Below are 25256 nucleotides of genomic sequence, written 5' to 3'. Positions count from 1 at the left end.
GTGTGCCGGTCTTGAGATCGTTAACGGCTGGTCAACTCGGCCGGATACAGGAACAGTTCATGGCCTATGGATGTTGACCGGATCGTTGCTTCGAGGTTCGGTACCCCCTCGGACGCCAAGGAGATGTACGGCGTAAGCTGTACGGGTACTGAACAGCACAAGTGGCGCAAGTCGGGCAATGCGTACCCGTCCTGGCGACCGGGATCCCGATCGGGCGGGTCGCGTCATGCGGCGTGTCCGAAATGGGATGTTTTGGCTTGGCGGTGTAGAACGGGAGGCGTGACGGCAATGGCTACTGGAACTCTCCGGCTCCGAAACGCGCCGGGCAGCCTCCGGTGAGCCGAGGGATGGCACGGGCACGCGACGTCCTGGTCCGGCCCCGGACGCCGGGCGGCGGCCGGGACGACGCGCAGTCGCGCACCGTCACGGACCAGGCCGCACACGAGAACTTCCCGGTCGCGCCGTTCTTCCTGCCGCGCGCCTGGCGCCGGGACCTGATGGCCGTCTACGGCTTCGCCCGTCTCGTGGACGACATCGGCGACGGCGACCTGGCCCCCGGCGGCGGTGACGCCGCCCGGCTCGGGCTGGACCCCGAGCGGGACGGCAAGGACGCGCTCGCCCTGCTCGACGCGCTGGAGGCGGACCTGTACCGCGTCTTCAGCGACCGCGCCCCCGGACCGCTGCACCCCCTGATGCGCCGCCTCGGCCCCACCGTGCGCCGCTGCGGCCTGACTCCCGAGCCCTTCCTCGGCCTGATCGAGGCCAACCGGCAGGACCAGCGGGTCGGCCGCTACGCGACCTACGGCGACCTGCTCGCCTACTGCGAGCTGTCCGCCAACCCCGTCGGCCGGCTCGTCCTGGGCATCACCGGCACCGCCAGTCCGGAGCGGGTCCGGCGCTCGGACGCGGTCTGCACCGCGCTGCAGATCGTCGAGCACCTCCAGGACGTCACCGAGGACCTGGGCCGGGACCGGGTCTACCTCCCCGGCGAGGACATGAAACACTTCGGCGTCACCGAGGCGGACCTGGCCGCCCCGACAGGGGGCGCGTCGGTGCGCGCGCTGATCGCGTACGAGGCGGAACGCGCCCGTGCGCTGCTGAATGAAGGCACCCCGCTGGTGGGTAGCGTCCACGGCAGGCTCAAGCTGCTGCTCGCCGGCTTCGTCGGCGGCGGACGCGCCGCACTCCGGGCGGTCGCGGCCGCCGACCACGACGTACTCCCTGGACCGCCCAAGCCGACCAAGCTCAGCCTGCTGCGCGAGGTGGGGGCGACATTGCGAAGAGAGGGGTGAGTCGGACCGTGGAGGACATCGCACACGCGTCCGCGCCGGTGCTCGCTGCATACCGTTACTGCGAGGCCGTGACCGGGCAGCAGGCACGTAACTTCGCCTACGGCATCCGGCTGTTGCCGGCCGACAAGCGGCAGGCCATGTCGGCGCTCTACGCCTTCTCGCGCCGGGTCGACGACATCGGCGACGGCCCGCTGGAGGACGGCGCCAAGCAGCAGCGGCTGGCGGAGACCCGGGCCCTGCTCGCCCGCATCAAGGACGGCGCGGTCGACGAGGACGACACCGATCCGGTGGCGGTCGCGCTGGCCGACGCGGCCCGGCGCTTCCCGATCCCGCTCGACGGGCTGGACGAGCTGATCGACGGCGTCCTGATGGACGTACGCGGCGAGACGTACGAGACCTGGGACGAGCTGAAGGTCTACTGCCGCTGTGTCGCCGGGGCCATCGGCCGGCTCTCCCTGGGAGTGTTCGGCACCGTACCCGGCGCGCCGGACACCGCACGCGCCGCCGAGTACGCCGATACGCTCGGGCTGGCGCTGCAACTGACCAATATCCTGAGAGACGTTCGCGAGGACGCGGGAAACGGCCGTACGTATCTCCCCTCCGACGACCTCGCCAAGTTCGGCTGCACGGTGGGCTTCCACAGTCCGGTACCACCGCCCGGCGCGGACTTCACCGGACTGGTCCACTTCGAAGTCAGGCGTGCCCGTGCCCTGTTCGACCAGGGCTTCCGGCTGCTGCCGATGCTCGACCGGCGCAGCGGTGCCTGCGTCGCCGCCATGGCCGGCATCTACCACCGTCTCCTGTCGCGGATCGCGGCGGACCCGGAGGCCGTGCTGCGCGGCCGGGTCTCGCTGCCCGGCCGGGAGAAGGCGTTCGTGGCGGTGCGCGGACTGTCGGGTTTCGACGCGCGGGCGATCGGCCGCCGGCAGGCGGCCCGGGCGGCGGGACGGCCGCCCGTGAGGAGGCGCGGATGACGGTCCGGGAGCCGGGTGAGGGCGACGAGCCCTGCTCAGGGCCACTGCGGCGGTCCAAGCGGCGGGCAACCCTCCGCGGGGCCGCTGCGTCCCTGACGGCAGAAATCAGGGAGGGCGAATGACATCGGAACCGATGGGGCCCGACCGGCACGATGCACAGGAAGCAGGCCGTCCCGATGGGGCGGCTGCGGTGGTCATTGGGGGCGGTCTGGCCGGCATCACGGCGGCGCTGGCGTTGGCCGACGCCGGACTGCGGGTCACCCTCGTCGAGGGCCGGCCCCGGCTGGGCGGCCTGGTCTTCTCCTTCCGCCGCGAGTCCGCGGCGGGGGAGCTGACCGTCGACAACGGTCAGCACGTCTATCTGCGGTGCTGCACCGCGTACGACTGGTTCCTCGACCGGGTGGGGGGACGCGCGCTGGTGCCCCTCCAGGACCGGATGGACGTCCCGGTGCTGGACGCCGACGGCCTGCGGCTGGGGCGGCTGCGGCGGACGGCCCTGCCCGTACCGCTGCACCTGGCGAAGAGCCTGGCCATGTACCCGCACCTGTCGCTCGCCGAGCGGGCGAACGTCGGGCGCGCGGCGCTGGCCCTGCGGAAGCTCGACCCCGAGGACCCCGCGCTGGACGGCGTCGACTTCGCCTCCTGGCTGGCCCGGCACGGCCAGTCGCCGCGCGCGGTCGAGGCGCTGTGGGACCTGGTCGGCGTCGCGACGCTCAACGCGCGCGCCGGTGACGCGTCGCTGGGCCTGGCCGCCAAGGTCTTCAAGACCGGGCTGCTCTCCGACAACGGCGCCGCCGACATCGGCTGGTCCCGGGTGCCGCTCGGCGAGGTGCACGACACGCTCGCGCGCGAGGCCCTGGAGAAGGCGGGCGTCCGCATCGAGCTGCGCACCCGCGCGAGCGCCCTGTCCCGTGCCGAGGACGGCACCTGGCAGGTGACGGTGGAGAACGGGCCGCACGGCCGCGAGCGGCTGACTGCCAAAACGGTCGTGCTGGCCCTGCCGCAGCGCGAGACGCACGGCCTGCTGCCCGAAGGCACCCTGGACGGCCAGGACCGGCTGCTGGACATCGGCACCGCGCCGATCCTCAACCTGCACGTCATCTACGACCGGCCGGTGTTGCGGCAGCCATTTTTCGCGGCCCTCGGCTCGCCGGTGCAGTGGGTCTTCGACCGTACGGAAGCCTCCGGTCTCGCCGCGCTGCCCGGCGGCGCCCGCAGCCAGTACCTGGCCGTGTCGCAGTCCGCCGCGCAGGACGACATCGACCGGCCGGTGGCCGAGCTGCGCGCACGCTATCTGCCGGAGCTGGAGCGGCTGTTGCCCGCCGCGCGCGGCGCCGGCGTCCGCGACTTCTTCGTCACCCGCGAGCGCACCGCGACGTTCGCCCCCACCCCGGGCGTCGGCCGGCTGCGGCCCGGCGCCCGTACCCAGACCCCTGGCCTGTACCTGGCCGGTGCGTGGACCGCCACCGGGTGGCCCGCGACCATGGAAAGCGCTGTTCGCAGCGGCCTCGGCGCCGTTCGCGAGGCGCTCACCGAACTCGGCTTCCCCCAGGGCCAGTTGCCCCAGGAGGCGGCATGACCACGAGTACGAGCGCTCGCACGAGCACGAGCACCGGAAACAGAGGAGAAACCGTGAATCCGGCTTCCCCAGCTATCGACACCGAGAGCGTCACCGCGCTGCTGGAGCGCGGGCGGCAGCTCGCCACTCCCGTGCTGCGTGCCGCCGTGGACCGGCTCGCGCCTCCCATGGACACCGTCGCCGCGTACCACTTCGGCTGGATCGACGCCGCCGGCCGGCCCGCGTCCGGGGACGGCGGCAAGGCCGTCCGCCCCGCGCTCGCGCTGCTGTCGGCGCAGGCCGCCGGACAGCCGCCGGAGGTCGGCGTGCCCGGCGCCGTCGCCGTCGAACTGGTCCACAACTTCTCGCTGCTGCACGACGACCTGATGGACGGCGACGAGCAGCGCCGCCACCGCGACACGGTGTGGAAGGTGCACGGCCCGGCGCAGGCGATCCTCGTCGGCGACGCGCTGTTCGCCCTCGCCAACGAAATACTGCTGGAACTGGGCACGGTCGAGGCCGGCCGCGCCACCCGCCGCCTCACGGTCGCCACCCGCAAGCTCATCGACGGCCAGGCCCAGGACATCTCCTACGAGCACCGCGAGCGGGTCACCGTCGAGGAGTGCCTGGAGATGGAGGGCAACAAGACGGGCGCGCTGCTCGCCTGCGCCGTCTCCATCGGCGCCGTCCTCGGCGGCGCCGACGACCGTACCGCCGACATCCTGGAGCGGTACGGCTACCACCTCGGCCTCGCCTTCCAGGCCGTCGACGACCTGCTCGGCATCTGGGGCGACCCGGACGCCACCGGCAAGCAGACGTGGAGCGACCTGCGGCAGCGCAAGAAGTCGCTGCCGGTCGTCGCCGCCCTGGCGGCCGACAACCCGGCCGCCGAACGGCTCGCCGGCATCCTCGCCGCGGACGCGAAGAAGAGCGAGGACGAGATCGCCGACTTCACCGAGGAGGAGTTCGCCTCCCGCGCGGCCCTCATCGAGGAGGCCGGCGGCCGCGAGTGGACCTCCCAGGAGGCCCGCCGCCAGCACGCCACCGCCATCGCCGCACTGGACGAGGTGGACATGCCCGCACCGGTCCGCGCGCAGCTCGTCGCGCTCGCGGACTTCGTCGTCGTACGAGAGAGATGATCACTATCGAACCGATCTAGATCGCAGTCGCCGGCCGGCGCCTTCCCCGCTGTCGAGGCGGGGTCCGGGCACCGGCTGACGGAATCCCTGAGCACGCTTCACAGAGTTCACTGCAGAAGGGGAAACCATGACAGCGACGACCGACGGAAGCACCGGGGCGCTGCCGCCCCGTGCCCCCTCGGCCGGCGACGCCACCGCCGAGAACACCGAGAACGGCCCGGCCGCCGCCACGGACGTGGCCGCCGCCGCCCGCCGCGCCGCGGCACGCGCCACCGACTACCTGCTGTCCGTGCAGGACGACGCGGGCTGGTGGAAGGGCGACCTGGAAACCAATGTGACCATGGACGCCGAGGACCTGCTGCTGCGGCAGTTCCTGGGCATCGGCGACCGGGAGACCACCGAGGCCGCCGCCCGCCACCTCCGCGGCGAGCAGCGCGCGGACGGCACCTGGGCCACCTTCTACAACGGGCCCGGCGAGCTGTCCGCCACCATCGAGGCGTACGTCGCCCTGCGGCTGGCCGGCGACGCGCCGGACGCCGCCCACATGGCCCGCGCCGCCACCTGGATCCGCGAGCACGGCGGCATCGCCGCCTCCCGCGTCTTCACCCGGATCTGGCTGGCGCTGTTCGGCTGGTGGAAGTGGTCGGACCTGCCCGAACTGCCGCCCGAGCTGATCTACTTCCCGAAGTGGTTCCCGCTCAACATCTACGACTTCGCGTGCTGGGCGCGGCAGACGATCGTGGCACTGACGATCGTCTCCGCCGTGCGCCCGGTACGGCCCGCGCCGTTCGCCCTGGACGAGCTGCACGCCGACCCGGCCCGCCCGAACCCGCCGCGCCCGCTCGCCCCCGTCACGAGCTGGGACGGGATCTTCCAGCGGCTGGACAAGGCGCTGCACGGCTACCGCAAGGTGGCCGTCCGCGGGTTGCGCCGCTCGGCGATGAAGGCCGCGGCGAGCTGGATCGTCGAGCGCCAGGAGAACGACGGCTGCTGGGGCGGTATCCAGCCGCCGGCCGTCTACTCGATCATCGCGCTGCACCTGCTGGGGTACGACCTGAAGCACCCGGTGCTGCGCGAGGGCCTGAAGTCGCTGGACCGGTTCGCGGTGTGGCGCAAGGACGCGGACGGCGCGCCCGTCCGCATGATCGAGGCGTGCCAGTCCCCGGTCTGGGACACCTGCCTCGCCGCCATCGCGCTCGCCGACGCCGGCCTGCCCGCCGATCACCCGCAACTGGTCAAGGCGGCCGAGTGGATGCTCGCCGAGCAGATCCGCCGGCCGGGTGACTGGAGCGTCCGTAAGCCGCAACTCCCGTCCGGAGGCTGGGCGTTCGAGTTCGAGAACGACAACTACCCGGACATCGACGACACCGCCGAAGTCGTCCTCGCGCTGCGCCGCATCCAGTACCCGGGCCCGGAGCGGGTCGACTCCGCCGTCCGGCGCGCCGTGCGCTGGACCCTGGGCATGCAGTCCAGGAACGGGGCCTGGGGCGCCTTCGACGCCGACAACACCAGCCCGTTCCCCAACCGGCTGCCGTTCTGCGACTTCGGCGAGGTCATCGACCCGCCGTCGGCCGATGTCACCGCGCACGTCGTGGAGATGGCCGCCGACCTCGGCATGACGCACGACGCGCGGGTCCGGCGCGGCATCCGCTGGCTGCTGGCCGAACAGGAGCCGGACGGCTCGTGGTTCGGCCGCTGGGGCACCAACTACGTCTACGGCACCGGCTCGGTGCTCCCCGCGCTGGCCGCCGCCGGCATTCCCGCCTCGCACCCCGCGGTCCGCCGCGCCGTGCGCTGGCTGGAACGCGTCCAGAACGAGGACGGCGGCTGGGGCGAGGACCAGCGCTCCTATCAGGACAAGGCGTGGGCGGGCCGCGGCGAGTCGACCGCCTCGCAGACCGCGTGGGCGCTGATGGCGCTGCTCGCGGCGGGCGAGCGGGAGAGCGCGGCGGTCACGCGCGGGGTGCGCTGGCTGGCCCGTACGCAGCGCGCCGACGGGTCCTGGGACGAGCCGTACTTCACCGGTACGGGCTTCCCCTGGGACTTCTCGATCAACTACCACCTGTACCGGCAGGTCTTCCCGCTGACGGCCCTCGGCCGTTACGTCAACGGCGGACCGGCCGGCGCGTCCCAGGGGGTCTGATGCGCACGTCGCGCAGCGCGGCCGCCGCCCGCGGCGGCCAGGGGGCCCGGCCGCAGGGGCCGCCGCCGCTGCTGGTCGCCTGTGCGCTCGGCATCGAGCGGTTCGCGCTGCGCGGCGGCGACCGCAGTGGCACGAGCGCGCCCGCCGTCGTGCTCCGTACGGGCATGGGCCCGCGGGCGGCGTCGGACGCCGTCAGCCACGCGCTGCGCGACGGCTCCGTCGCGGCCCGGGCGCCGGTCGTCGCCACCGGCTTCTGCGCCGGGCTGGTCCCCGGGATGCTGCCGGGGGACGTGGTGGTCGCGGAGTCGGCCCGCGGCCATTTGCCCGGCGCGCCGGACGTGGCCTGCTCCGACAACGGTCCGCTGCTGCGGGCCCTGAAGGAGCGCGGCGTGACGGTGCACACCGGCCTGCTGCGCGGCTCCGACCACGTCGTACGCGGCGCGGAGCGGGCCGGGCTGCGGGCCGCGGGCGCCGTCGCGGTGGACATGGAGTCCGCCGCGACGCTGGAGGCCGCGACGCGGGACGGCGGTCGTCCGGTTGCGGCCGTCCGGGTGATCGTGGACGCTCCAGAACATGAACTTGTCCGAATCGGCACTTTACGCGGTGGAATGTCGGCCTTTCGTGTGCTGCGCTCCATCCTTCCTGTCTTCTTCGAATGGCACCGTTCTTTGCAGCTCCCCAGGAGGTGAGCCAGATGGCCATGCCGCTCCGTCAGTCCATCAGGGTCGGTACGTATCTCTTTGAACAGAAAGTCCGCAAGCGGGAGAAGTTCCCGCTCATCGTGGAGCTGGAACCCCTCTTCGCCTGCAACCTCAAGTGCGAGGGCTGCGGAAAGATCCAGCACCCGGCCGGTGTGCTCAAGCAGCGGATGCCGGTCGCGCAGGCGGTCGGCGCGGTGCTGGAGTCCGGCGCGCCGATGGTCTCCATCGCGGGCGGCGAGCCCCTGATGCACCCGCAGATCGACGAGATCGTGCGGCAGTTGGTGGCCAAGCGGAAGTACGTCTTCCTGTGCACCAACGCCATGCTGCTGCGCAAGAAGATGGACCAGTTCACCCCATCCCGCTACTTCGCCTTCGCGGTGCACATCGACGGGATGCGCGAGCGGCACGACGAGTCGGTGGCCAAGGAGGGCGTCTTCGACGAGGCGGTGGAGGCGATCAAGGAAGCCAAGCGGCGCGGCTTCCGGGTCACCACCAACTCCACCTTCTTCAACACCGACACCCCGCAGACCATCATCGAGGTGCTCGACTTCCTCAACGACGACCTCCAGGTCGACGAGATGATGCTCTCGCCCGCCTACGCCTACGAGAAGGCCCCCGACCAGGAGCACTTCCTCGGCGTCGAGCAGACCAGGGAACTGTTCAAGAAGGCGTTCGCGGGCGGCAACCGGCGCCGCTGGCGGCTCAACCACAGCCCGCTGTTCCTGGACTTCCTGGAGGGCAAGGCGGACTTCCCCTGCACGGCCTGGGCGATCCCCAACTACTCGCTCTTCGGCTGGCAGCGGCCCTGCTACCTGATGAGCGACGGGTACGTCCCCACGTACCGCGAGCTGATCGAGGAGACCGACTGGGACAAGTACGGCCGGGGCAAGGACCCGCGCTGCGCCAACTGCATGGCGCACTGCGGCTACGAGCCCACCGCCGTCCTCGCGACGATGGGCTCCCTCAAGGAGTCCCTGCGCGCCGCCCGTGAGACCGTCGCGGGAAACCGCGGGTGACGTGATGGGTACCGGAGAGCCTCCCGGAGGCAGCGCTTCCGGGACCGCCGTCGCCCTGGGCCTGCCCGAGGTGCCGGCCCGGCCGCTCGCGGAGCGGCGCGTCTCGCGCCGTATCCAGGTCGGGCCGGTGCCGGTGGGCGGCGGCGCCCCCGTATCGGTGCAGTCGATGACCACGACCAACACGGCCGACATCGGCGCGACGCTCCAGCAGATCGCCGAGCTGACCGCGTCCGGCTGTCAGATCGTCCGGGTCGCCTGCCCGACCCAGGACGACGCCGACGCGCTGCCGGTCATCGCGAAGAAGTCGCAGATCCCGGTGATCGCGGACATCCACTTCCAGCCGAAGTACGTGTTCGCCGCGATCGACGCGGGCTGCGCCGCGGTCCGGGTCAATCCGGGCAACATCCGGCAGTTCGACAACCGGGTGAAGGAGATTGCCAAGGCGGCGGCCGACGCCGGGGTGCCGATCCGGATCGGGGTCAACGCCGGCTCGCTGGACAAGCGGCTGCTGGAGAAGTACGGCAGGGCGACGCCCGAGGCGCTGGTGGAGTCGGCGCTGTGGGAGTGCTCGCTGTTCGAGGAGCACGGTTTCCGGGACATCAAGATCTCGGTGAAGCACAACGACCCGGTCGTGATGGTCAACGCGTACCGGCAACTGGCCGCGCAGTGCGACTACCCGCTGCATCTGGGTGTGACGGAGGCCGGTCCGGCGTTCCAGGGCACGATCAAGTCGGCGGTGGCCTTCGGCGCGCTGCTGAGCGAGGGGATCGGCGACACGATCCGCGTCTCCCTGTCGGCGCCGCCGGCCGAGGAGGTCAAGGTCGGCCTGCAGATCCTGGAGTCGCTGAACCTGCGCCCGCGCCGTCTGGAGATCGTCTCCTGCCCGTCCTGCGGCCGCGCCCAGGTGGACGTGTACAAGCTGGCCGACGAGGTGACGGCGGGCCTGGAGGGCATGGAGGTGCCGCTGCGCGTCGCGGTCATGGGCTGCGTCGTCAACGGCCCCGGCGAGGCCCGTGAGGCCGACCTCGGTGTGGCCTCCGGCAACGGCAAGGGCCAGATCTTCGTCAAGGGCGAAGTGATCGCCACCGTACCCGAGTCGAAGATCGTCGAGACGCTGATCGAAGAGGCCATGAAGATCGCCGCAGACATGGCGGCCGAAGGAGTGGTGCCCGGCACCCCCGACGTCACCGTCGGCTGAACCCGCAGAGCTGTACCCATGGAGGGGGACCGAGCATGTCGATGCTGGAACAGATCCGCGACCCGCACGACCTCAAGGAGATTCCCGGGGAAGCCCTCGGCGCACTCGCCGAGGAGATCAGGCAGTTCCTCGTGCACGCGGTGGCGCGGACCGGCGGCCACCTCGGGCCCAACCTGGGCGTGGTGGAACTGACCATCGCCCTGCACCGGGTCTTCGACTCGCCCGCCGACCGCATCCTGTGGGACACCGGACACCAGTCGTACGTGCACAAACTCCTGACCGGCCGCCAGGACTTCTCCAAGCTGCGCGGCAAGGGCGGACTGTCCGGCTACCCGTCCCGCGAGGAGTCCGACCACGACGTCATCGAGAACTCGCACGCCTCCACCGTCCTGGGCTGGGCCGACGGCCTGGCCAAGGCCAACCAGGTGCGCGGCCGCGCCGACCACGTCGTGGCCGTCATCGGCGACGGCGCGCTGACCGGCGGCATGGCCTGGGAGGCACTCAACAACATCGCCGCCGCCAAGGACCGCCCCCTCATCATCGTCGTCAACGACAACGAGCGCTCCTACGCGCCCACCATCGGCGGCCTCGCCAACCACCTCGCCACCCTGCGCACCACCGACGGCTACGAGCGCTTCCTGGCCTGGGGCAAGGAGATCGTGCAGCGCGCCCCCGTCGTGGGCCGCCCGCTGTACGAATCGCTGCACGGCGCCAAGAAGGGCTTCAAGGACGCCTTCGCGCCGCAGGGCATGTTCGAGGACCTGGGGCTGAAGTACGTCGGCCCGATCGACGGCCACGACATCGCCGCCGTCGAGTCCGCGCTGCGCCGCGCCGCCCGCTTCCACGGGCCCGTCCTGGTGCACTGCCGCACCGAGAAGGGCCGCGGCTACCGGCCCGCGCTGGAGGACGAGGCGGACCGGTTCCACACCGTCGGCGCGATGGACCCGCTGACCTGCGCCCCCGTCGCACCGCCCGGCCCGCCGTCGTGGACCTCGGTCTTCGGCGACGAGATGGTCAAGATAGGCGAGGAGCGCCCGGACGTCGTCGCGATCACCGCGGCGATGCTGCAGCCCGTCGGCCTCGGCAAGTTCGCGGCCGCCTTCCCCGACCGTACGTGGGACGTGGGCATCGCCGAACAGCACGCGGCGACCTCGGCGGCGGGCCTGGCCACCGGCGGCCTGCACCCGGTCTTCGCGGTGTACGCGACCTTCCTCAACCGGGCCTTCGACCAGGTCCTGATGGACGTCGCGCTGCACAAGTGCGGCGTCACCTTCGTCCTCGACCGGGCCGGGGTGACCGGCACCGACGGGCCGAGCCACAACGGCATGTGGGACATGTCCGTCCTCGGTGTCGTCCCGGGCCTGCGGATCGCCGCGCCGCGCGACGCCGACCAGCTCCGCGCCGAGCTGCGGGAAGCCGTCGACGTGGACGACGCGCCGACCGTACTGCGCTTCCCGAAGGAGTCGGTGGGCGCGCCGGTGCCGGCGCTGGAGCGGATCGGCGGGGTGGACGTGCTGAGCCGCGGTGAACGGGAGGACGTGCTGCTCGTCTCGGTGGGTGTGCTGGCCCCGGTCTGCCTGGAGGCGGCGGAACTGCTGGCGGAACGCGGCATCGGCGTCACCGTCGTCGACCCGCGCTGGGTCAAGCCCGTCGACCCCGCGCTCGTCCGGCTCGCCGCGACACACGCCGCGGTGGCCGTCGTGGAGGACAACAGCCGCAACGGGGGAGTGGGGTCGGCGGTCGGCCAGGCGCTGCGCGACGCGGACGTGGACGTACCGCTGCGGACCTTCGGCATCCCCGAGCAGTTCCTGGCGCACGCCAAGCGCGGCGAGGTGCTCGCCGACATCGGGCTCACCCCGGCCGAGATCGCCGGCCGGATCAGCGCCTCCCTGGCCCGTAAGGAGAACGACGCGTGACGGAGAACGGATCGTGACCGGATTCGACCTGACCAAGCTGCTCGCCGAACGCGGCGCCGAGCGCTACGACCTGCACGCCAGGTACGTCAACCACCAACTGCCGCGGATGCTGCACACCATCGGCTTCGACAAGGTCTACGAGCGGGCCGAGGGCGCCTACTTCTGGGACGCGGACGGCCAGGACTACCTCGACATGCTGGCCGGGTTCGGCGTGATGGGCCTGGGCCGGCACCACCCGGTCGTCCGGCAGGCCCTGCACGACGTCCTCGACGCCCAGCTCGCCGACCTCACCCGCTTCGACTGCCAGCCGCTGCCCGGCCTGCTCGCCGAGAAACTGCTGTCCCACACACCCCACCTGGACCGCGTCTTCTTCGGCAACAGCGGCACGGAAGCCGTCGAGACGGCCCTGAAGTTCGCCCGCTACGCCACCGGAAAGCCCCGCGTCCTGTACTGCGCCCACGCCTTCCACGGCCTGACCGCCGGCTCCCTGTCGGTCAACGGCGAGGACGGCTTCCGCGACGGCTTCGCACCGCTGCTGCCGGACACCGGCATCGAGATGGGCGATCTGGAGGCGCTCGAACGGGAGCTGCGGCGCGGCGACGTGGCGGCCTTCATCGTCGAACCGGTCCAGGGCAAGGGCGTCCACCCCACACCCCCCGGCTTCCTGCGGGCCGCCCAGGAACTGCTGCACCGCCACAAGGCGCTGCTCATCGCCGACGAGGTGCAGACCGGCCTGGGCCGCACCGGCGACTTCTTCGCCTACCAGCACGAGGACGGCGTGGAACCGGACCTGGTGTGCGTGGCCAAGGCGCTCTCCGGCGGCTACGTCCCGGTCGGCGCGACCCTCGGCAAGGACTGGATCTTCAAGAAGGTCTACTCCTCCATGGACCGCGTCCTCGTCCACTCCGCCAGCTTCGGCGCCAACGCCCAGGCGATGGCCGCCGGCCTGGCGGTCCTGACGGTCATGGAGGACGAACAGACCGTCGCCAACGCCCGCCTCACCGGCGACCTGCTCCGTACGAGGCTGGCCGCCCTCGTCGACCGGTACGAGCTGCTGCACGACGTGCGCGGCCGGGGCCTGATGATCGGCATCGAGTTCGGCCGCCCCAAGTCCCTGAAACTGCGCGGCCACTGGACCATGCTCCAGGCAGCCCGCAAGGGCCTGTTCGCCCAGATGGTCGTGGTCCCCCTCCTCCAGCGCCACCGCATCCTCACCCAGGTCTCCGGCGACCACCTGGAGGTCATCAAGCTCATCCCGCCCCTGACGATCGGGGAGCGGGAGGTCGACCGTTTCGTGACGGCGTTCACGGAGGTGATGGACGACGCGCACCAGGGCGGGGGCCTCATGTGGGACTTCGGGCGAACCCTGATGAAACAGGCGCTGCAGACGCGCTGACGCCGGCGCCGGGGGTCTGCCCGGTGGCACGCGTCGCCCTTGGCCCCACGTAGGGTGATCGGCCGACAGTGTGCGAGACGCGGCCGTGGCCCCCGGGGCCGGGCCGCGTCCTGGGCGGAAGGACTTCACGGGGTGATAGCGGCGCGCACTCTCCGCGCGGTGGGCAGCACGGTGCTGGCGGGGGCCCTGCTCTACGGGGCGGCTCCCGCCGCGCTGGCGGACGCGACCAGGGACGCGCAGTGGCCGCTGCAGTCCTTCGAGGCGGAGAGGATCTGGCAGCAGTCGACGGGGAAGGGGGTGACGGTCGCGGTCATCGACAGCCCGATCAAGGCGGACCACCCCGATCTGGTGGGCAACGTGCTGCCGGGCAAGAGCTTCTTCGACGGTGACGAAGACAAGGACGACGGCGATCACGGCACGAGCATGGCCGCCCTGATCGCCGGGCACGGGCACGGTCCGGGGCACGCGGACGGGGTGAAGGGGCTGGCGCCCGATGCCAAGATCCTCCCGGTGAACGTGCCGGAGCAGGGCGGTCCGCCCATCGGCAAGGCGATCCGGTACGCCGCCGACAACGGCGCCAAGGTCATCAACCTCTCGCTCGGCGTCGACTGGTTGACGGTCATCGACGAGCAGGACATCGCGTACGCCTACCAGAAGAACGTGGTGATCGTCGCGGCCACCGGGAACGAGAGCTCCAAGCCGAGCAAGCTGTCCACGTACCCCGGCGTCGTCGGAGTGGGCGCCGTGGGGCAGGACGGCAAGGTGTGGCAGAACTCCAACTCCGGGCCCGGCGTCATGCTGACCGCCCCTGGTGTACACATCAGGTCCGCCGGCGCGACCGAGCCGTACCGCCAGGCTTCCGGTACCTCGGACGCCACGGCGTACGTCTCCGCGGCCGCCGCGCTCCTCCGCGCCAAGTTCCCCGACCTGACCGCCGGACAGATCGTCAACCGCCTGGTGAAGACCGCGGGCATGGCACCAGGCAACCAGAACCTGTCGCTGCCCGACCCGCACTACGGCCACGGCTTCATCCGGCCGCTGCGGGCCCTGACCGCCGACCTGCCGGCCGGACCGGCGAACGGTCCGCTGAAGGTCCCCGAGGACCCGTACGCGGACGTACGGGCCGACGCGGCGAAGAAGGCCGCCGAGCCGAAGGCCAAGGGGCCCGACTCCCTCCTGATCATCGGCATCGCGACGGCCGGCGGGTTCGCCGTCCTGGGCGCGCTGGGCGCCGTACTCGCCGCCAACAAGCGCAAGCGCCGACGGCAGGCGGCGCAGTCCGCGGTGCCGGGCGGTTTCGGCGGACCGAACGGGCCGGGTGGGCCGGGCGGCTGGCCGCAGCAGGGCGTGCCTCCGCAGTACGGCGCGCCACAGCCGCCCCCCGGCGCGCCGGGGCCGTATGCGCCACAGCAGCCACCGGCTCCGTACCCGCCGCAGGGCCAGACCCCGTACCCATCGCAGGCCCAGCCCGCGTACCCGCCTCAGCAGCCGCCCGCCGGACCTCCCGGGGCGTGAGGCTCAGTCCGTCGGCGGGCCGACCTCCCGATGTCGTGTCGCGTTCCCGGGCAGAACGTCCTCGGGCGGCAGCGGAGTCAGCCGGGTGACCGCGGCGACCGGCGTCGTGCCCGCCGGGCGGGTGCCGGGCTGCCGCTCACGTTCGGCGTAGGGGGTCAGCAGCGCGCGGATGGCGGCGGCGAGTCCGGCCAGCTCCGCCGGGGTCACGTGGATCACGGTGCGGTAGGACACGTCGCCCTCCGCCGGTGCGTACGGCCCTGATGGTGCGGCCGGCCCGGACGGCGCGTCCGGGCCGTTCTCCGTGTCCGGGCGGACGGCCGCGGCGTCCCAGCGCAGCCGCCACGGCCGGGCCCGCCCGCCGGTGTGCGGCACCTCCTCGATGAGGCCGTGCCGGGCGAGCTGGCGCAGGTGGAACGAGCAGAGGCCGGAGCTGTGGCCGAGGCGGGCGGCGGCCTGCGTGGACGTGACGGTGCCGGCCTCGGCGAGCAGGTCCAGCAGGGCGATGCGTACGGGGTGGTCCGGGAGCGACCGCGCGGCGCGGTGCGACGGCGGGCCGGTGGACGCTGCTGGGGATTCTTCGTCGGTCACTTTGCAAAGAGTGCTACTTTGCAAAGCGTTCGGTCAAGCCGACCTGCCGTCGGCCGGGGATTCCGCCCCGGCCGACGGCAGGCATGCGCGGAAGGCGTTGATACTCCATGGCTGTCGGTTTCGGTGACACCCCGCAGGACCGCCGGGTCCGGGTGCAGGGCGAGCCCGTGGACACATACCCGCGGCTCGCGCCGGAGGTGGAGCGCGGGGCGGTACGCCGTATCACCGTGGTCGGGGAGGAGGTCCTGCACCGCCCGTGCCGGGAGGTCACGCGGTTCGGCACGCCGGAACTCTCCCGGCTGGTCGACGACATGTTCGCCACCAACCAGGTGGCGGAGGGAGCGGGGCTCGCCGCCAACCAGGTCGACGTGGACGTGCAGGTGTTCGTCTGGGACATGACGGATGACTGGGGCGTGCGGCATGTCGGGCACATCGTCAACCCGGTCCTGGACGAGGTGCCGGCCGAGCAGCGCAGGCTGGTCGAGGAGTCCGAAGGGTGTCTGTCCGTGCCCGGCCCCTACCGGGTGGTGCCCCGCCTGGACCGCGCCGTCGTACGGGGCCGCGACAAGGACGGCAACCCCCTGGTGATCGAGGGCCGGGGCTACTTCGCCCGGTGTCTCCAGCACGAGACGGATCACCTGCGCGGCCATCTCTACCTGGACCGGCTCGCCGCCCGGGAGCGCAAGACGGCGCTGCGGGAGATGGCGGCGGCCAAGGAGGAGAAGTTCGCCCGGCGCGCCGAACTGGCGGCGAAGCTGGGCAAGTGACCGCGCGGGCGAGGTGGCTCAGTCCTCCAGGAGCTGGGCGCGCAGCCGCTCGCGGGTCTCGGGGGACAGCCCCAGGCCCTCGCTGAAGTACGCCTCCGTCGAGCCCCAGGTCGTCCCGATGGCGTCGAGAGCCGCGGACAGGTACTCGGCGCGGGCGTCGAAGAGCGGCGCGAGCAGTTCCATGACCTCGGGGGACATGCCGACCGCCGAGGTGTCGGAGCGGCGCACCTTGTACCGGCGGTGCGCGGCGTTGGACTCCAGGTAATCGGCCTCGACGGCCTCCGGTTCGACGCCGACGGCGAGCAGCGTGACGGCGACGGACAGGCCCGCCCGGTCCTTTCCGGCCGCGCAGTGCATGAGCGCGGGGACGCTGTCCTCGGCGAGCGCGTGCAGGACGCGGCTGTGGTCGGCGGTGCGGGTGGTGATGATGTGGCGGTACGTCTGTGCCATCCGGTCCGCCGCCTTGCCGTCGCCCAGCGCCGTCCGCAGATGGCCCAGCTCGCCGTCGCGCACCATCGCCCAGAACTCGGCGCCGTCGGCCGGGTCGGTCAGCGGGATGTTCACGTTCCGTACGCCGGGCAGCGTGACGTCGGGGCCCTCCAGCTTGATGTCGGCGGCGTTGCGGAAGTCGAAGACCGTGTGCAGCCCGAGACCCGCGAGGAAGGCCGCGTCCGCCTCGGTGGCCGCCGCCAGATGACCGCTGCGGAACAGCCGGCCCTTGCGCACCCGGCGCCCGTCCACGGTCGGCAGCCCGCCCACGTCACGGAAGTTGCGCACCTCCGCGAGCTCGGAGTCGGTCGACGGGACCTCCGGGGTCTGCTGCGGCACGGGCGCTCCTCGGGACAGGTCGCCGACGCTGCTCGTCGACGAGGCGGGCCGCTTTGACGATACGACATCGGTGCAGCCCGCAATCAGGCCGGTGACGGCCGGTTCCGCGGCGGCTCGGGAGCGGCCCGCGCGACATGGTCGCCGAGCGGATGACCGCCTCCCGGACCCCGCCGCCCAGCCACCCCCGCACCCCGACAAACGACCGAAAAAAGCCGTTTATCGTCCCCGTTTTCTATTCCGACTTGATCAGAATTTGACCGGGTGGCATTAATCACCCCACGTCAACCCCTGGTTACGGTGGCGTAAGTCACTTCCCGGGGTGAAGTATGTCCTGACGTGGCAGACGATTCGAAGAAGATGAGCAGTGGCGCAGACGGCGCCATCGGGTCGTACGCAGCCGTCGGGGACAGCTTCACCGAGGGAGTCGGGGATCCCGGCCGTGACGGGGCGTACATCGGCTGGGCGGACCGGCTCGCGGTCCTGCTGTCGGACCGGCGCGCGGAGGGCGAGTTCCGCTACGCCAACCTCGCGGTCCGCGGCCGCCTGCTGGACCAGATCGTGGAGGAACAGGTGCCGCGGGCCAAGGAGCTGGCCCCCGACCTGGTGACGTTCTGCGCCGGCGGCAACGACATCCTGCGGCCGGGCTCGGACCCGGACGCGGTGGCCGAGCGGTACGAGGCGGCCGTCGCGGACCTGCGGGAGAAGGTCGGGACGGTGCTGCTGTGCACCGGGTTCGACACCCGGGGCATGCCGGTGCTGCGGCATCTGCGCGGCAAGATCGCGACGTACACCGCGCACGTCCGGGCGATCGCCGACCGGCACGACTGCCCGGTCCTGGACCTGTGGTCGCTGAAGTCCGTGCAGGACCGGCGGGCCTGGAGCGAGGACCGGCTGCACCTGTCGGCCGACGGGCACACGCGGGTGGCGCTGCGCGCCGCGCAGGTGCTGGGCCTCGACGTCCCGGCCGACCCGGACCAGGCGTGGCCGCCGGAGGCCGGGCGCACCGCGGCCGAGGCGCGCCGCGACAACATCCACTGGGCGCGGGAGCATCTGGTGCCGTGGATCGGCCGCCGGCTGCGCGGCGAGTCCTCCGGTGATCACGTGGAGCCGAAGCGGCCGGATCTGCTCCCGCTGTAGCGTCGGCGGAAGCCGCGGAACGAGAAACGGCGATGCCACACCGCCGCCCGCCGCTCAGGCGCGGGCGGCGGTTTCAGTGTGCGGTGGGCGGCCCGTAGGGCAGGTCGGCCCAGACGGTGCGGCCGCGGCCGGACGGGCCGGGGCGCACGCCCCAGCTCTCGGAGAGGGCGCCCACCAGGAACAGACCCCGGCCGCACTCCTTGTCCACGCTGCCGGGCTGGACGTGCGGTGCCGAGCCGCCCCGGCCCTGGTCGGTGATCTCCAGGCGCAGGAAGGCGCCGACGACCGTCAGTTCGCAGTCGACCTTTTCGCTGTCGGTGTGCCGTACGGCGTTGGTGAACAACTCCGACACCACCAACTCGGCGTCGTCACAGACCTGTTCTGCCGCGCCCCACTCGTGCAGCACGGCGATCACGCGTCTGCGCGCCTCCGGAACGGAGGTGCGACGGGCCGGCAAGTGGAACGCGTCCCGGAGACGCTCGGCGACGAAGCCGCCACAGCGCCCTAACGAAGGAGCGTTGTTGGAGGAAGCCACTCCGCAACTATGTGCGATGTTGGTCACCGATGGCAAGGATCAATGTGTAATTTGCAGAATCGCAAGCGCAGTCTGTTCGCTCTGCTGACGGCATGACACACTGCGATCACTCAGGTTGGTGGGAGGGGATCAGAAGTGGCGGAAGCACGGTCGGGTGGCGCTCCGACCGTCCTGCGGGTGGTGCTCGGCAAGAGGCTGCAGGACCTGCGCGAGAAGGCGGGGCTGTCCTACGAGCAGGCGGCCGGCGCCCTCGATGTCACGCACGCCACCGTACGGCGTATGGAGAAGGCCGAGGTCGGCCTCAAGATCCCGTACGTGGAGAAGCTGCTGGCGACCTACGGCGTCACCGACAAGGAAGAGATCGACGGCTTCCTCAAGCTCGCGCGCGAGGCCAACCGGCCCGGCTGGTGGCACAACTACCGCGACGTGCTGCCCGAGTGGTTCAGCGCCTACGTGAGCCTGGAGAGCGAAGCCAACCTCATCCGCGGTTACCAGCCCCACTACGTACCGGGGCTGCTGCAGACCGAGGAGTACGCCCACGCCGTCCTGCGCGCCGGCATGCCGCACGCGGCGCGGGAGGAGATCGACCGCGCGGTCGCGCTGCGCCTGGAGCGGCAGTCGCTGCTCACCCGCCCCGACGCGCCCATGCTCTGGGTGGTCATGGACGAGACGGTCTTCCGGCGCCCGATCGGCGGCCCGCGGGTGATGCGCGAGCAGATCGCGCACCTCGCCGAGGCCACCACCCGGCCCAACGTCCGGCTGCAGATCATCCCGTTCGCCGCCGGACCGCACCCCTCGATGTACGGGCCGTTCCACATCTTCCGCTTCCCGATCCCGGAACTTCCCGACATCGCGTACGCGGAGAACCTGGTGGGCGCCGTCTATTTCGACCAGCGCGACGACGTCTCGCAGTACCTGGAGGCACTGGACCGGATGTGCGCGCAAGCCGCGCCGGCCCAGACCACCGAGGCCCTTCTGGGCGGCTTTCGCAAGGAGATCTGAACCATGGATCGCATACGCATCTACAACGGCATGCCCGCCACCGAGCTGGGCAGCGACGGCTGGCACAAGCCGTGGAGCGGCGGCAACGGCGGCGAGTGCGTCGAGGCGCTGCGACTGGGCGACGGACGGGTGGCGCTGCGCCAGTCCACCGACCCGGGCGGCCCGGCCCTGATCTACACCCATGGTGAGATCAAGAGCTTCATCGAGGGCGCGAAGGCCGGCGCCGCCGACTTCCTGCTCACCGCCGCGCCGTGCGGCTGCGGCTGCGGAACCGACCGGAGGACGGCGTGACGGAGACGGAATTCTCCCGGGGCGTGATCGGCTCGTGGGACGAGGACGGCTCGCAGGGGCTGCAGGACGCGGCGGCGTTCAAGGCCGAGGAGATCGACACCAGCAAGCCGCACCCCGCCCGGATGTACGACTACTACCTGGACGGCCGGGACAACTACGAGGTCGACCGGGAAGCCGCGCAGCGCGTCATCGCGGCGCACCCGCAGGTGCGGCTGAGCGCCCGCGCCAACCGGGCGTTCCTGCACCGCGCGGTGCGCGAGGTGGTCGCCGGCGGCATCCGGCAGATCATCGACATCGGCACGGGCATCCCCACCTCGCCCAACACCCACGAGGTGGCCCGGGAGACGGCGCCCGGCGTACGGGTCGTCTACGTGGACAACGACCCCATCGTCGCCACGCACGCGGGGGCGCGGCTGACGACCACCGAGGACTCCGGGTTCGTACTGGCCGACGTGCGCGATCCGCGGGCGATCCTCGACCACCCGACGGTGCGCGAACTGATCGACTTCGACCAGCCGGTGGCCCTGCTGCTGGTGGCCGTCCTGCACTTCGTCCGCGACGACGAGGACCCGGCCGGGATCGTCGCCACCCTGGCCCGCGCGCTGCCCGCCGGCAGCGTCCTCGTGCTGTCCCACGCCACGGGCGAACCGTACGAGGCGTGCGAGCAGGGGCGCACGGACGAGCGGGCGCGGGACGGCGTGCTGGACGTCTACAAGAACGCGACGGCCGCCCTGAACCTGCGGACCAGGAGCGAGATCGAGCCGCTCTTCGGGCCGTTCGAGCTGCTGGAGCCGGGCGTGGTGCGGGTGCCGCTGTGGCGTCCGGACGGGCCGCCCCCGGGTCCCGAGGAGCTGAACAACATCATCTTCTACGGGGGAGTCGGCCGGAAACCGTAGCGCACGCCGCCGCCGACGGCGTACACCTCGTCCAACTGCGCGGTACCGGACGGCGGTTGACAGTGTCACCCGGCGGGCCGAGGGTGAGACCTGTGGGCGGCCGGTGACGCGACGGCCGCCCACCGGAGGTCGCCCGAGGGGCGGGACGGGGGCAACGGTGGCTGAAGCGGCGGGGGAGCGGCACGCGGTCGTCATCGGGGGCGGGCTGGCCGGAATGCTGGCGGCCGCCGCGCTGCTGGGGCACGTGGACGCGGTGACGGTGGTCGAACGGGACCGGTACCCGCAGGGGTACGCGTTCCGTAAAGGGGTGCCACAGGCCCGGCACCTGCACGTCTTCCTCAGCGGTGGCCTGCGCGCGCTGGAGGAACTGCTGCCCGGCACGGGCCAGGCGTTCACCGACGCCGGGGCCCACATCCTCTACCTGCCGAGCGACCTGGTCACCCGCACGGCCGTGGGCTGGCAGCACCGCTTCGACGAACGCCGCCACGGATGCCTGTCGGTCACTCGTCCGGTGATCGACGGCGTCGTACGGGACCGGGTGCTGCGGGCGGCGGCCGCATCGGCGACCCGCCTGGACGTGCTGGAGGTGACCGAGGCGATCGGCCTGACCGGCGACGCGGGACGGGTCACGGGCGTACGGGTACGGACGCGGCCGGGCGGCGGCCGGGCCGACGGGGCGGGCCCGGCCGAGCGGGTCGTCCCCGCCGCGCTCGTCGTCGACGCCTCCGGGCGCAGTTCCCGGGCCCCGCAGTGGTTCACCGAACTGGGCCGCCGTGCGCCGCGCGAGGAGAGCGTCGACGCCGGTATCGCCTACGCCACCCGGATGTTCCGCCCCACCGGGCCGGCCGGCGCCCCGGACGTGGCCGTCAACATCCTCGGCTGGCGCGGGAACCCGCGCGGCGCCGTCTACGTACCGGTCGAGGACGGCATCTGGCTGCTGACCGCCGCGGGCGTGCGCGGCCACCACCCGCCCACCGACGAGCAGGGTTTCGCCGACTTCACCGCCACCGTCGGCGACCCGTACATCCACGGCCTGCTGCCGTACGTCGAGCCGGTCTCGCCCGTCCACGGCTTCCGGGACACCGCCAACCGCCGCCGGCACTACGAGCGGACCGGCGCCGTTCCGGAAGGCTTCGTCGTCGTGGGCGACGCCAACTGCACGTTCAACCCGATCTACGCGCAGGGCATGTCGGTCGCCGCGCTCGGCGCCTCGGCGCTGCGCCGCACCCTGGACTCCGGCGGCGGTCTGCGGCCGGGGCTCGCGCAGGCGGCCCAGCGCGCGGTGGCCCGCGCCACCGAGGCCGCCTGGATGACCGCCGTGGGCGCCGACCGCCCGTTCGCGAGCGACGCGACCGCCCGCCCGGGCCCGGCCGAGCGGCTGACGTCCTGGTACGTACGGCGGCTCACCCTCCGCGCCGTCACCGACCCGGTCCTCGGCGCCACCGTCCGCGACGTCTTCTGTCTGACCGCGCCGCCGTCCCGCCTGATGTCCCCGCGCACGGTGCTGCGTACCGTGCTGCTGCCGTGCCGGCCCGGCCCCGACACCCCGCCGACCAGCGTCGTCCCCGTGCGCCGGGCGGCCGGACGCCGTCTCACCGCCCACCGCCCGGCAGGAACAGACTGACCGCCCCGGTGGCCAGCGGCGCGAGGATGCCGAACGCCGGGGCCAGCACCTTCGGCAGCGAGATGTCCAGGCGCAGGAAGGCCACCAGCCGCGCCCGGCGTTCGATCCAGTCCTCGGTCAGCTCGTCGGCCTCCGGGATACGGACCGTCGACTCGACCAGCCGCCCGGCGACCGACCGCCACAGCACCACGACCGGCAGGAAGACCAGCGCGAACATCACGCTGAAGAAGGCGCCGTAGAGCAGCACGGAGGACGCCGGGAAGCTCTTCTCGGGCATGCCGTACGCCAGCAGGGCGTTGCGCAGCGCGCCCGCGTCGACCACCGCGGTCGAGATGATCAGGCTGCCGCCGGTCAGGAAGCGCACCGCGTCCCGCCACCCCAGGTGCAGTTCCCGCAGGGCCCCCACCGGCGCCAGGACGTCCGGTTCGGTGGGCAGCCGGCGGCTCAGCCGCAGCAGCCGTACCTGGACGTCCCACAGCCCCACCGCACCCGGCGCCGCCGCCAGCATCCCCAGGACGAGCAGCAGGGGCACCCGCCACGCCAGCCCGTCCAGCGGCACGGGCACGCTGTCAGGCGGGGTGAAGAAACGCAGGATGCCGAAGACGGCGCCCAGCAGCACGGCGGCCCCCGCCACCAGCACCGCCACCGCCCGGGGCGCCGGCCGGTCGATCGGCTGCCGCCAGCGCCGGCGCACCGCGTACGACATGGCGTACGCCACCGCCACGTACAGCGCGATCGAGGCGCCGACCAGGGCGCTCCACAGGTCGAACTCCAGCAGCGAGGTGAAGGCACGCGCCTCCGGCGACTCGGCGGCCCCGAACCGCCCGACGAACCCCGTGCCGAGCGCGGCGACGGTCAGCAGCCCGAGCGTGACCGCCAGCGGTACGGCCACCAGGCGGACGCCCGGCCGGGAGAGGTGCGGGGCGGCGCGTGCCACGGGCGGGGGGAGGTCGGCGGCCGCCGGGACGGTGCCCTTCGTCCGCATGTCCGTACCGGGGCGATCCGCGCCCTCCGGCTGTCCCGCCACCCCTTGCGACGGTAACGGCACCGCTCCGTCCAACGGCACCGCTCCGTGCGAGGGCGCTGTCCCGCTGTCGGCGGGCGTACCGCCCGGGGCGTCCTCGCGTTCCGGTGGCTGCCCAGGCGGCAGCGTCTGGCTCATGCCACGACGGTAGGGCCGTACGGCCCGCCACGGAATGCCGGGACGGGCCGAGTGGTTCGGTAGGCGCAGGGAACACGTGTCGTGTCCGGGTGCCACGGTGCCACGGTGTCCGCGGCGGGCACCAGGAGCCCGGACGCCGGCGTGCCGGAACCCGTCAGCCTGGCGGTCCGTTCACCGCACGGCGACTAGTTGACAGCGCTACCGCTCCGATCCATGGAGGTGCCGTGCCCGGCTCCCGACCCCGCAGTGAGTCCTCGTCCGCCCCGCGTCCCGCAGAGCGGTTCGGGCTGCGCCGCCCCGCCGTCTTCGGCGCGTGGCCCACAGGGGAACGGCTGGCGCGGATACAGAGATCACCGCAGTTCGCCGACGGCCAGTTCCGCAACCCCGTACCGACCCGGCAGATGGCCTCGGGCAGCGCGCTGGCCGTGGCCCGCCAGCAACTGAGCCGCGAGGGCCGGCTGCGCCGTGCGCCGGTCGGCCGTATCCCCGTGCACCGGCCCACCGCGGCGGACTGGGGCGAGCCGCCCGCCTCCGGGCTGCGGCTGACGTGGCTGGGGCATTCGAGCGTGCTCGCCGAGATCGACGGGCACCGGGTGCTGTTCGACCCGGTCTGGGGTGAGCGCTGCTCGCCGTTCACCTGGGCGGGCCCCCGGCGCCTGCATCCCGTACCGCTCCCGCTCCGGGACCTGGACCCGGTCGACGCCGTGGTGATCTCGCACGACCACTACGACCACCTGGACATGCCGACGGTCAAGGCCCTGATCCGTACGGGCACGCGGTTCGTCGTACCGCTCGGCATCGGCGCCGACCTCGAACTGTGGGGCGTGCCCGAGGAGCGGATCACCGAACTGGACTGGCACGAGTCGGCGTCCGTCGGTGACCTGACGCTCACCGCGACGCCCGCCCAGCACTTCTGCGGCCGCGGGCTGCGCGGCCCGCAGCACACCCTGTGGGCGTCCTGGGTGGTGGCCGGCCCCGCGCACCGCGTCTTCCACAGCGGCGACACCGGCTACTTCCCCGGCTTCGCCGAGATCGGCGCCGAGCACGGCCCGTTCGACGCGACGATGATCCAGATAGGCGCGTACAGCGAGTTCTGGCCGGATGTGCACATGACACCCGAAGAGGGCCTGCGCGCCCACCTCGACCTGTCCGGAGGCACCCCCTCCGGCACCCTGCTCCCCATCCACTGGGGCACCTTCAACCTCGCCCCGCACCCCTGGTCGGAGCCGGTGGAACGGACGGTCGCGGCGGCCCGAGCGGCCGACGCGAAGGTGGCCGCACCCCTGCCCGGCAAGCCCTTCGAACCGGCCGACGAGCAGATCGTGGACCCGTGGTGGCGGGCGGTGGCCCTGCCACCGGTGCACGGGTGGCCGTCGTGGCCTGCTGGGGCGTCTTCGGCGGATGCTTTTGAGGTGGTGCAGTAAAGCGAGGGGTTACCTGGCCGCCCGGACTGCTCCGTGGTGACGGCAATTGCCGACCGGCACGTCGCGAATTCCCCACCCGGCAGCGCGGCGTGCCGGTATCGAGTCCGGACCCATTCCGTCCCGGTCCGCCGGGGCGGTGGTCCGGCGGTTCGAG

At 72.5% G+C, this 25256-nt stretch carries 22 protein-coding genes; 18 read left to right on the top strand and 4 right to left on the bottom strand.

Annotation, left to right across the window (positions count from 1 at the left end; genetic code table 11):
• Nucleotides 1-347: 347 nt before the first annotated feature.
• The 11 genes from hpnC (at nucleotide 348) to EJG53_RS05740 (ending at nucleotide 14848) form a co-directional block, all read left to right on the top strand.
• Nucleotides 348-1292 (top strand): squalene synthase HpnC, encoded by a 945-nt coding sequence (hpnC, locus tag EJG53_RS05790; RefSeq protein ID WP_244955002.1) that lies wholly within the window; start codon nucleotides 348-350, stop codon nucleotides 1290-1292.
• Complete coding sequence (hpnD, locus tag EJG53_RS05785) at nucleotides 1289-2266, top strand: presqualene diphosphate synthase HpnD (protein ID WP_371858659.1); 978 nt, start codon at nucleotides 1289-1291, stop codon at nucleotides 2264-2266. The genes hpnC and hpnD overlap by 4 nt, the downstream gene beginning before the upstream one ends.
• Nucleotides 2267-2399: 133 nt before the next feature.
• Nucleotides 2400-3845 carry a hydroxysqualene dehydroxylase HpnE gene (hpnE, locus tag EJG53_RS05780; protein WP_125049180.1) on the top strand — a complete coding sequence of 482 codons (1446 nt, stop codon included), beginning with the start codon at nucleotides 2400-2402 and terminating at the stop codon, nucleotides 3843-3845.
• The gene (locus EJG53_RS05775; RefSeq protein WP_125043935.1) at nucleotides 3842-4963 is read left to right on the top strand and encodes a polyprenyl synthetase family protein; all 1122 of its coding nucleotides are present in this window, start codon (nucleotides 3842-3844) and stop codon (nucleotides 4961-4963) included. The genes hpnE and EJG53_RS05775 overlap by 4 nt, the downstream gene beginning before the upstream one ends.
• A 127-nt stretch (nucleotides 4964-5090) precedes the next feature.
• Nucleotides 5091-7106 (top strand): squalene--hopene cyclase, encoded by a 2016-nt coding sequence (gene shc / locus EJG53_RS05770; protein ID WP_125043934.1) that lies wholly within the window; start codon nucleotides 5091-5093, stop codon nucleotides 7104-7106.
• The gene (locus EJG53_RS05765) at nucleotides 7106-7795 is read left to right on the top strand and encodes a phosphorylase family protein (RefSeq protein ID WP_125043933.1); all 690 of its coding nucleotides are present in this window, start codon (nucleotides 7106-7108) and stop codon (nucleotides 7793-7795) included. The genes shc and EJG53_RS05765 overlap by 1 nt, the downstream gene beginning before the upstream one ends.
• Nucleotides 7796-7800: 5 nt before the next feature.
• Entirely contained in the window at nucleotides 7801-8823 is a 1023-nt protein-coding gene (hpnH, locus tag EJG53_RS05760) for an adenosyl-hopene transferase HpnH (protein WP_125043932.1), read from the top strand.
• Between the two features lie 4 nt (nucleotides 8824-8827).
• Nucleotides 8828-10021: a flavodoxin-dependent (E)-4-hydroxy-3-methylbut-2-enyl-diphosphate synthase gene (gene ispG / locus EJG53_RS05755; RefSeq protein WP_125043931.1), complete on the top strand. Its 1194-nt coding sequence runs from the start codon at nucleotides 8828-8830 to the stop codon at nucleotides 10019-10021.
• 35 nt (nucleotides 10022-10056) lie between these two features.
• Nucleotides 10057-11937 carry a 1-deoxy-D-xylulose-5-phosphate synthase gene (dxs, locus tag EJG53_RS05750; protein ID WP_125043930.1) on the top strand — a complete coding sequence of 627 codons (1881 nt, stop codon included), beginning with the start codon at nucleotides 10057-10059 and terminating at the stop codon, nucleotides 11935-11937.
• A gap of 13 nt (nucleotides 11938-11950) precedes the next feature.
• Nucleotides 11951-13333 (top strand): aspartate aminotransferase family protein, encoded by a 1383-nt coding sequence (locus EJG53_RS05745; RefSeq protein ID WP_125043929.1) that lies wholly within the window; start codon nucleotides 11951-11953, stop codon nucleotides 13331-13333.
• 159 nt (nucleotides 13334-13492) lie between these two features.
• Nucleotides 13493-14848, top strand: a complete 1356-nt coding sequence (locus tag EJG53_RS05740; protein WP_244955001.1) for a S8 family serine peptidase — start codon at nucleotides 13493-13495, stop codon at nucleotides 14846-14848.
• Nucleotides 14849-14851: 3 nt separating this feature from the next.
• Here the strand turns inward: EJG53_RS05740 and EJG53_RS05735 are convergent, their stop codons facing one another.
• Nucleotides 14852-15436: a winged helix-turn-helix domain-containing protein gene (locus tag EJG53_RS05735; protein WP_244955000.1), complete on the bottom strand. Its 585-nt coding sequence runs from the start codon at nucleotides 15434-15436 to the stop codon at nucleotides 14852-14854.
• 107 nt (nucleotides 15437-15543) lie between these two features.
• On the opposite strand from EJG53_RS05735, the gene def reads away from it, so the two are divergent.
• Complete coding sequence (gene def, locus EJG53_RS05730; RefSeq protein ID WP_125043926.1) at nucleotides 15544-16203, top strand: peptide deformylase; 660 nt, start codon at nucleotides 15544-15546, stop codon at nucleotides 16201-16203.
• 18 nt (nucleotides 16204-16221) lie between these two features.
• Here def and EJG53_RS05725 read toward each other — a convergent pair whose 3' ends face one another.
• Nucleotides 16222-17031: a tyrosine-protein phosphatase gene (locus tag EJG53_RS05725; protein WP_167515061.1), complete on the bottom strand. Its 810-nt coding sequence runs from the start codon at nucleotides 17029-17031 to the stop codon at nucleotides 16222-16224.
• 336 nt (nucleotides 17032-17367) lie between these two features.
• Between EJG53_RS05725 and EJG53_RS05720 the strand changes: the two genes are divergently transcribed.
• Complete coding sequence (locus EJG53_RS05720; RefSeq protein ID WP_030998241.1) at nucleotides 17368-18168, top strand: SGNH/GDSL hydrolase family protein; 801 nt, start codon at nucleotides 17368-17370, stop codon at nucleotides 18166-18168.
• Nucleotides 18169-18241: 73 nt separating this feature from the next.
• Here the strand turns inward: EJG53_RS05720 and EJG53_RS05715 are convergent, their stop codons facing one another.
• The gene (locus EJG53_RS05715) at nucleotides 18242-18583 is read right to left on the bottom strand and encodes an ATP-binding protein (protein WP_244954999.1); all 342 of its coding nucleotides are present in this window, start codon (nucleotides 18581-18583) and stop codon (nucleotides 18242-18244) included.
• Between the two features lie 255 nt (nucleotides 18584-18838).
• Between EJG53_RS05715 and EJG53_RS05710 the strand changes: the two genes are divergently transcribed.
• From EJG53_RS05710 to EJG53_RS05695, 4 genes are all read left to right on the top strand, one after another.
• On the top strand, nucleotides 18839-19705 hold the full coding sequence (locus EJG53_RS05710) for a helix-turn-helix domain-containing protein (protein ID WP_125043925.1): 867 nt from the start codon (nucleotides 18839-18841) through the stop codon (nucleotides 19703-19705).
• Between the two features lie 3 nt (nucleotides 19706-19708).
• Complete coding sequence (locus EJG53_RS05705; RefSeq protein ID WP_030998248.1) at nucleotides 19709-19996, top strand: DUF397 domain-containing protein; 288 nt, start codon at nucleotides 19709-19711, stop codon at nucleotides 19994-19996.
• A 59-nt stretch (nucleotides 19997-20055) separates the two neighbouring features.
• Nucleotides 20056-20892: an SAM-dependent methyltransferase gene (locus EJG53_RS05700; protein ID WP_167515272.1), complete on the top strand. Its 837-nt coding sequence runs from the start codon at nucleotides 20056-20058 to the stop codon at nucleotides 20890-20892.
• A gap of 214 nt (nucleotides 20893-21106) precedes the next feature.
• Nucleotides 21107-22516, top strand: coding sequence for an NAD(P)/FAD-dependent oxidoreductase (locus EJG53_RS05695; RefSeq protein WP_371858788.1), 1410 nt, complete (start codon nucleotides 21107-21109; stop codon nucleotides 22514-22516).
• Here EJG53_RS05695 and EJG53_RS05690 read toward each other — a convergent pair.
• Entirely contained in the window at nucleotides 22485-23678 is a 1194-nt protein-coding gene (locus EJG53_RS05690; RefSeq protein WP_125043923.1) for a hypothetical protein, read from the bottom strand. The genes EJG53_RS05695 and EJG53_RS05690 overlap by 32 nt on opposite strands.
• Nucleotides 23679-23902: 224 nt before the next feature.
• On the opposite strand from EJG53_RS05690, the gene EJG53_RS05685 reads away from it, so the two are divergent.
• Complete coding sequence (locus EJG53_RS05685) at nucleotides 23903-25102, top strand: MBL fold metallo-hydrolase (RefSeq protein ID WP_125043922.1); 1200 nt, start codon at nucleotides 23903-23905, stop codon at nucleotides 25100-25102.
• Nucleotides 25103-25256 lie beyond the last annotated feature (154 nt).

Source organism: Streptomyces chrestomyceticus JCM 4735, from assembly GCF_003865135.1.
Classification (GTDB): Bacteria; Actinomycetota; Actinomycetes; order Streptomycetales; family Streptomycetaceae; genus Streptomyces; species Streptomyces chrestomyceticus.
Note: the sequence above shows the minus strand (reverse complement) of the source record. Positions and strands in the feature narration are given on the sequence as shown.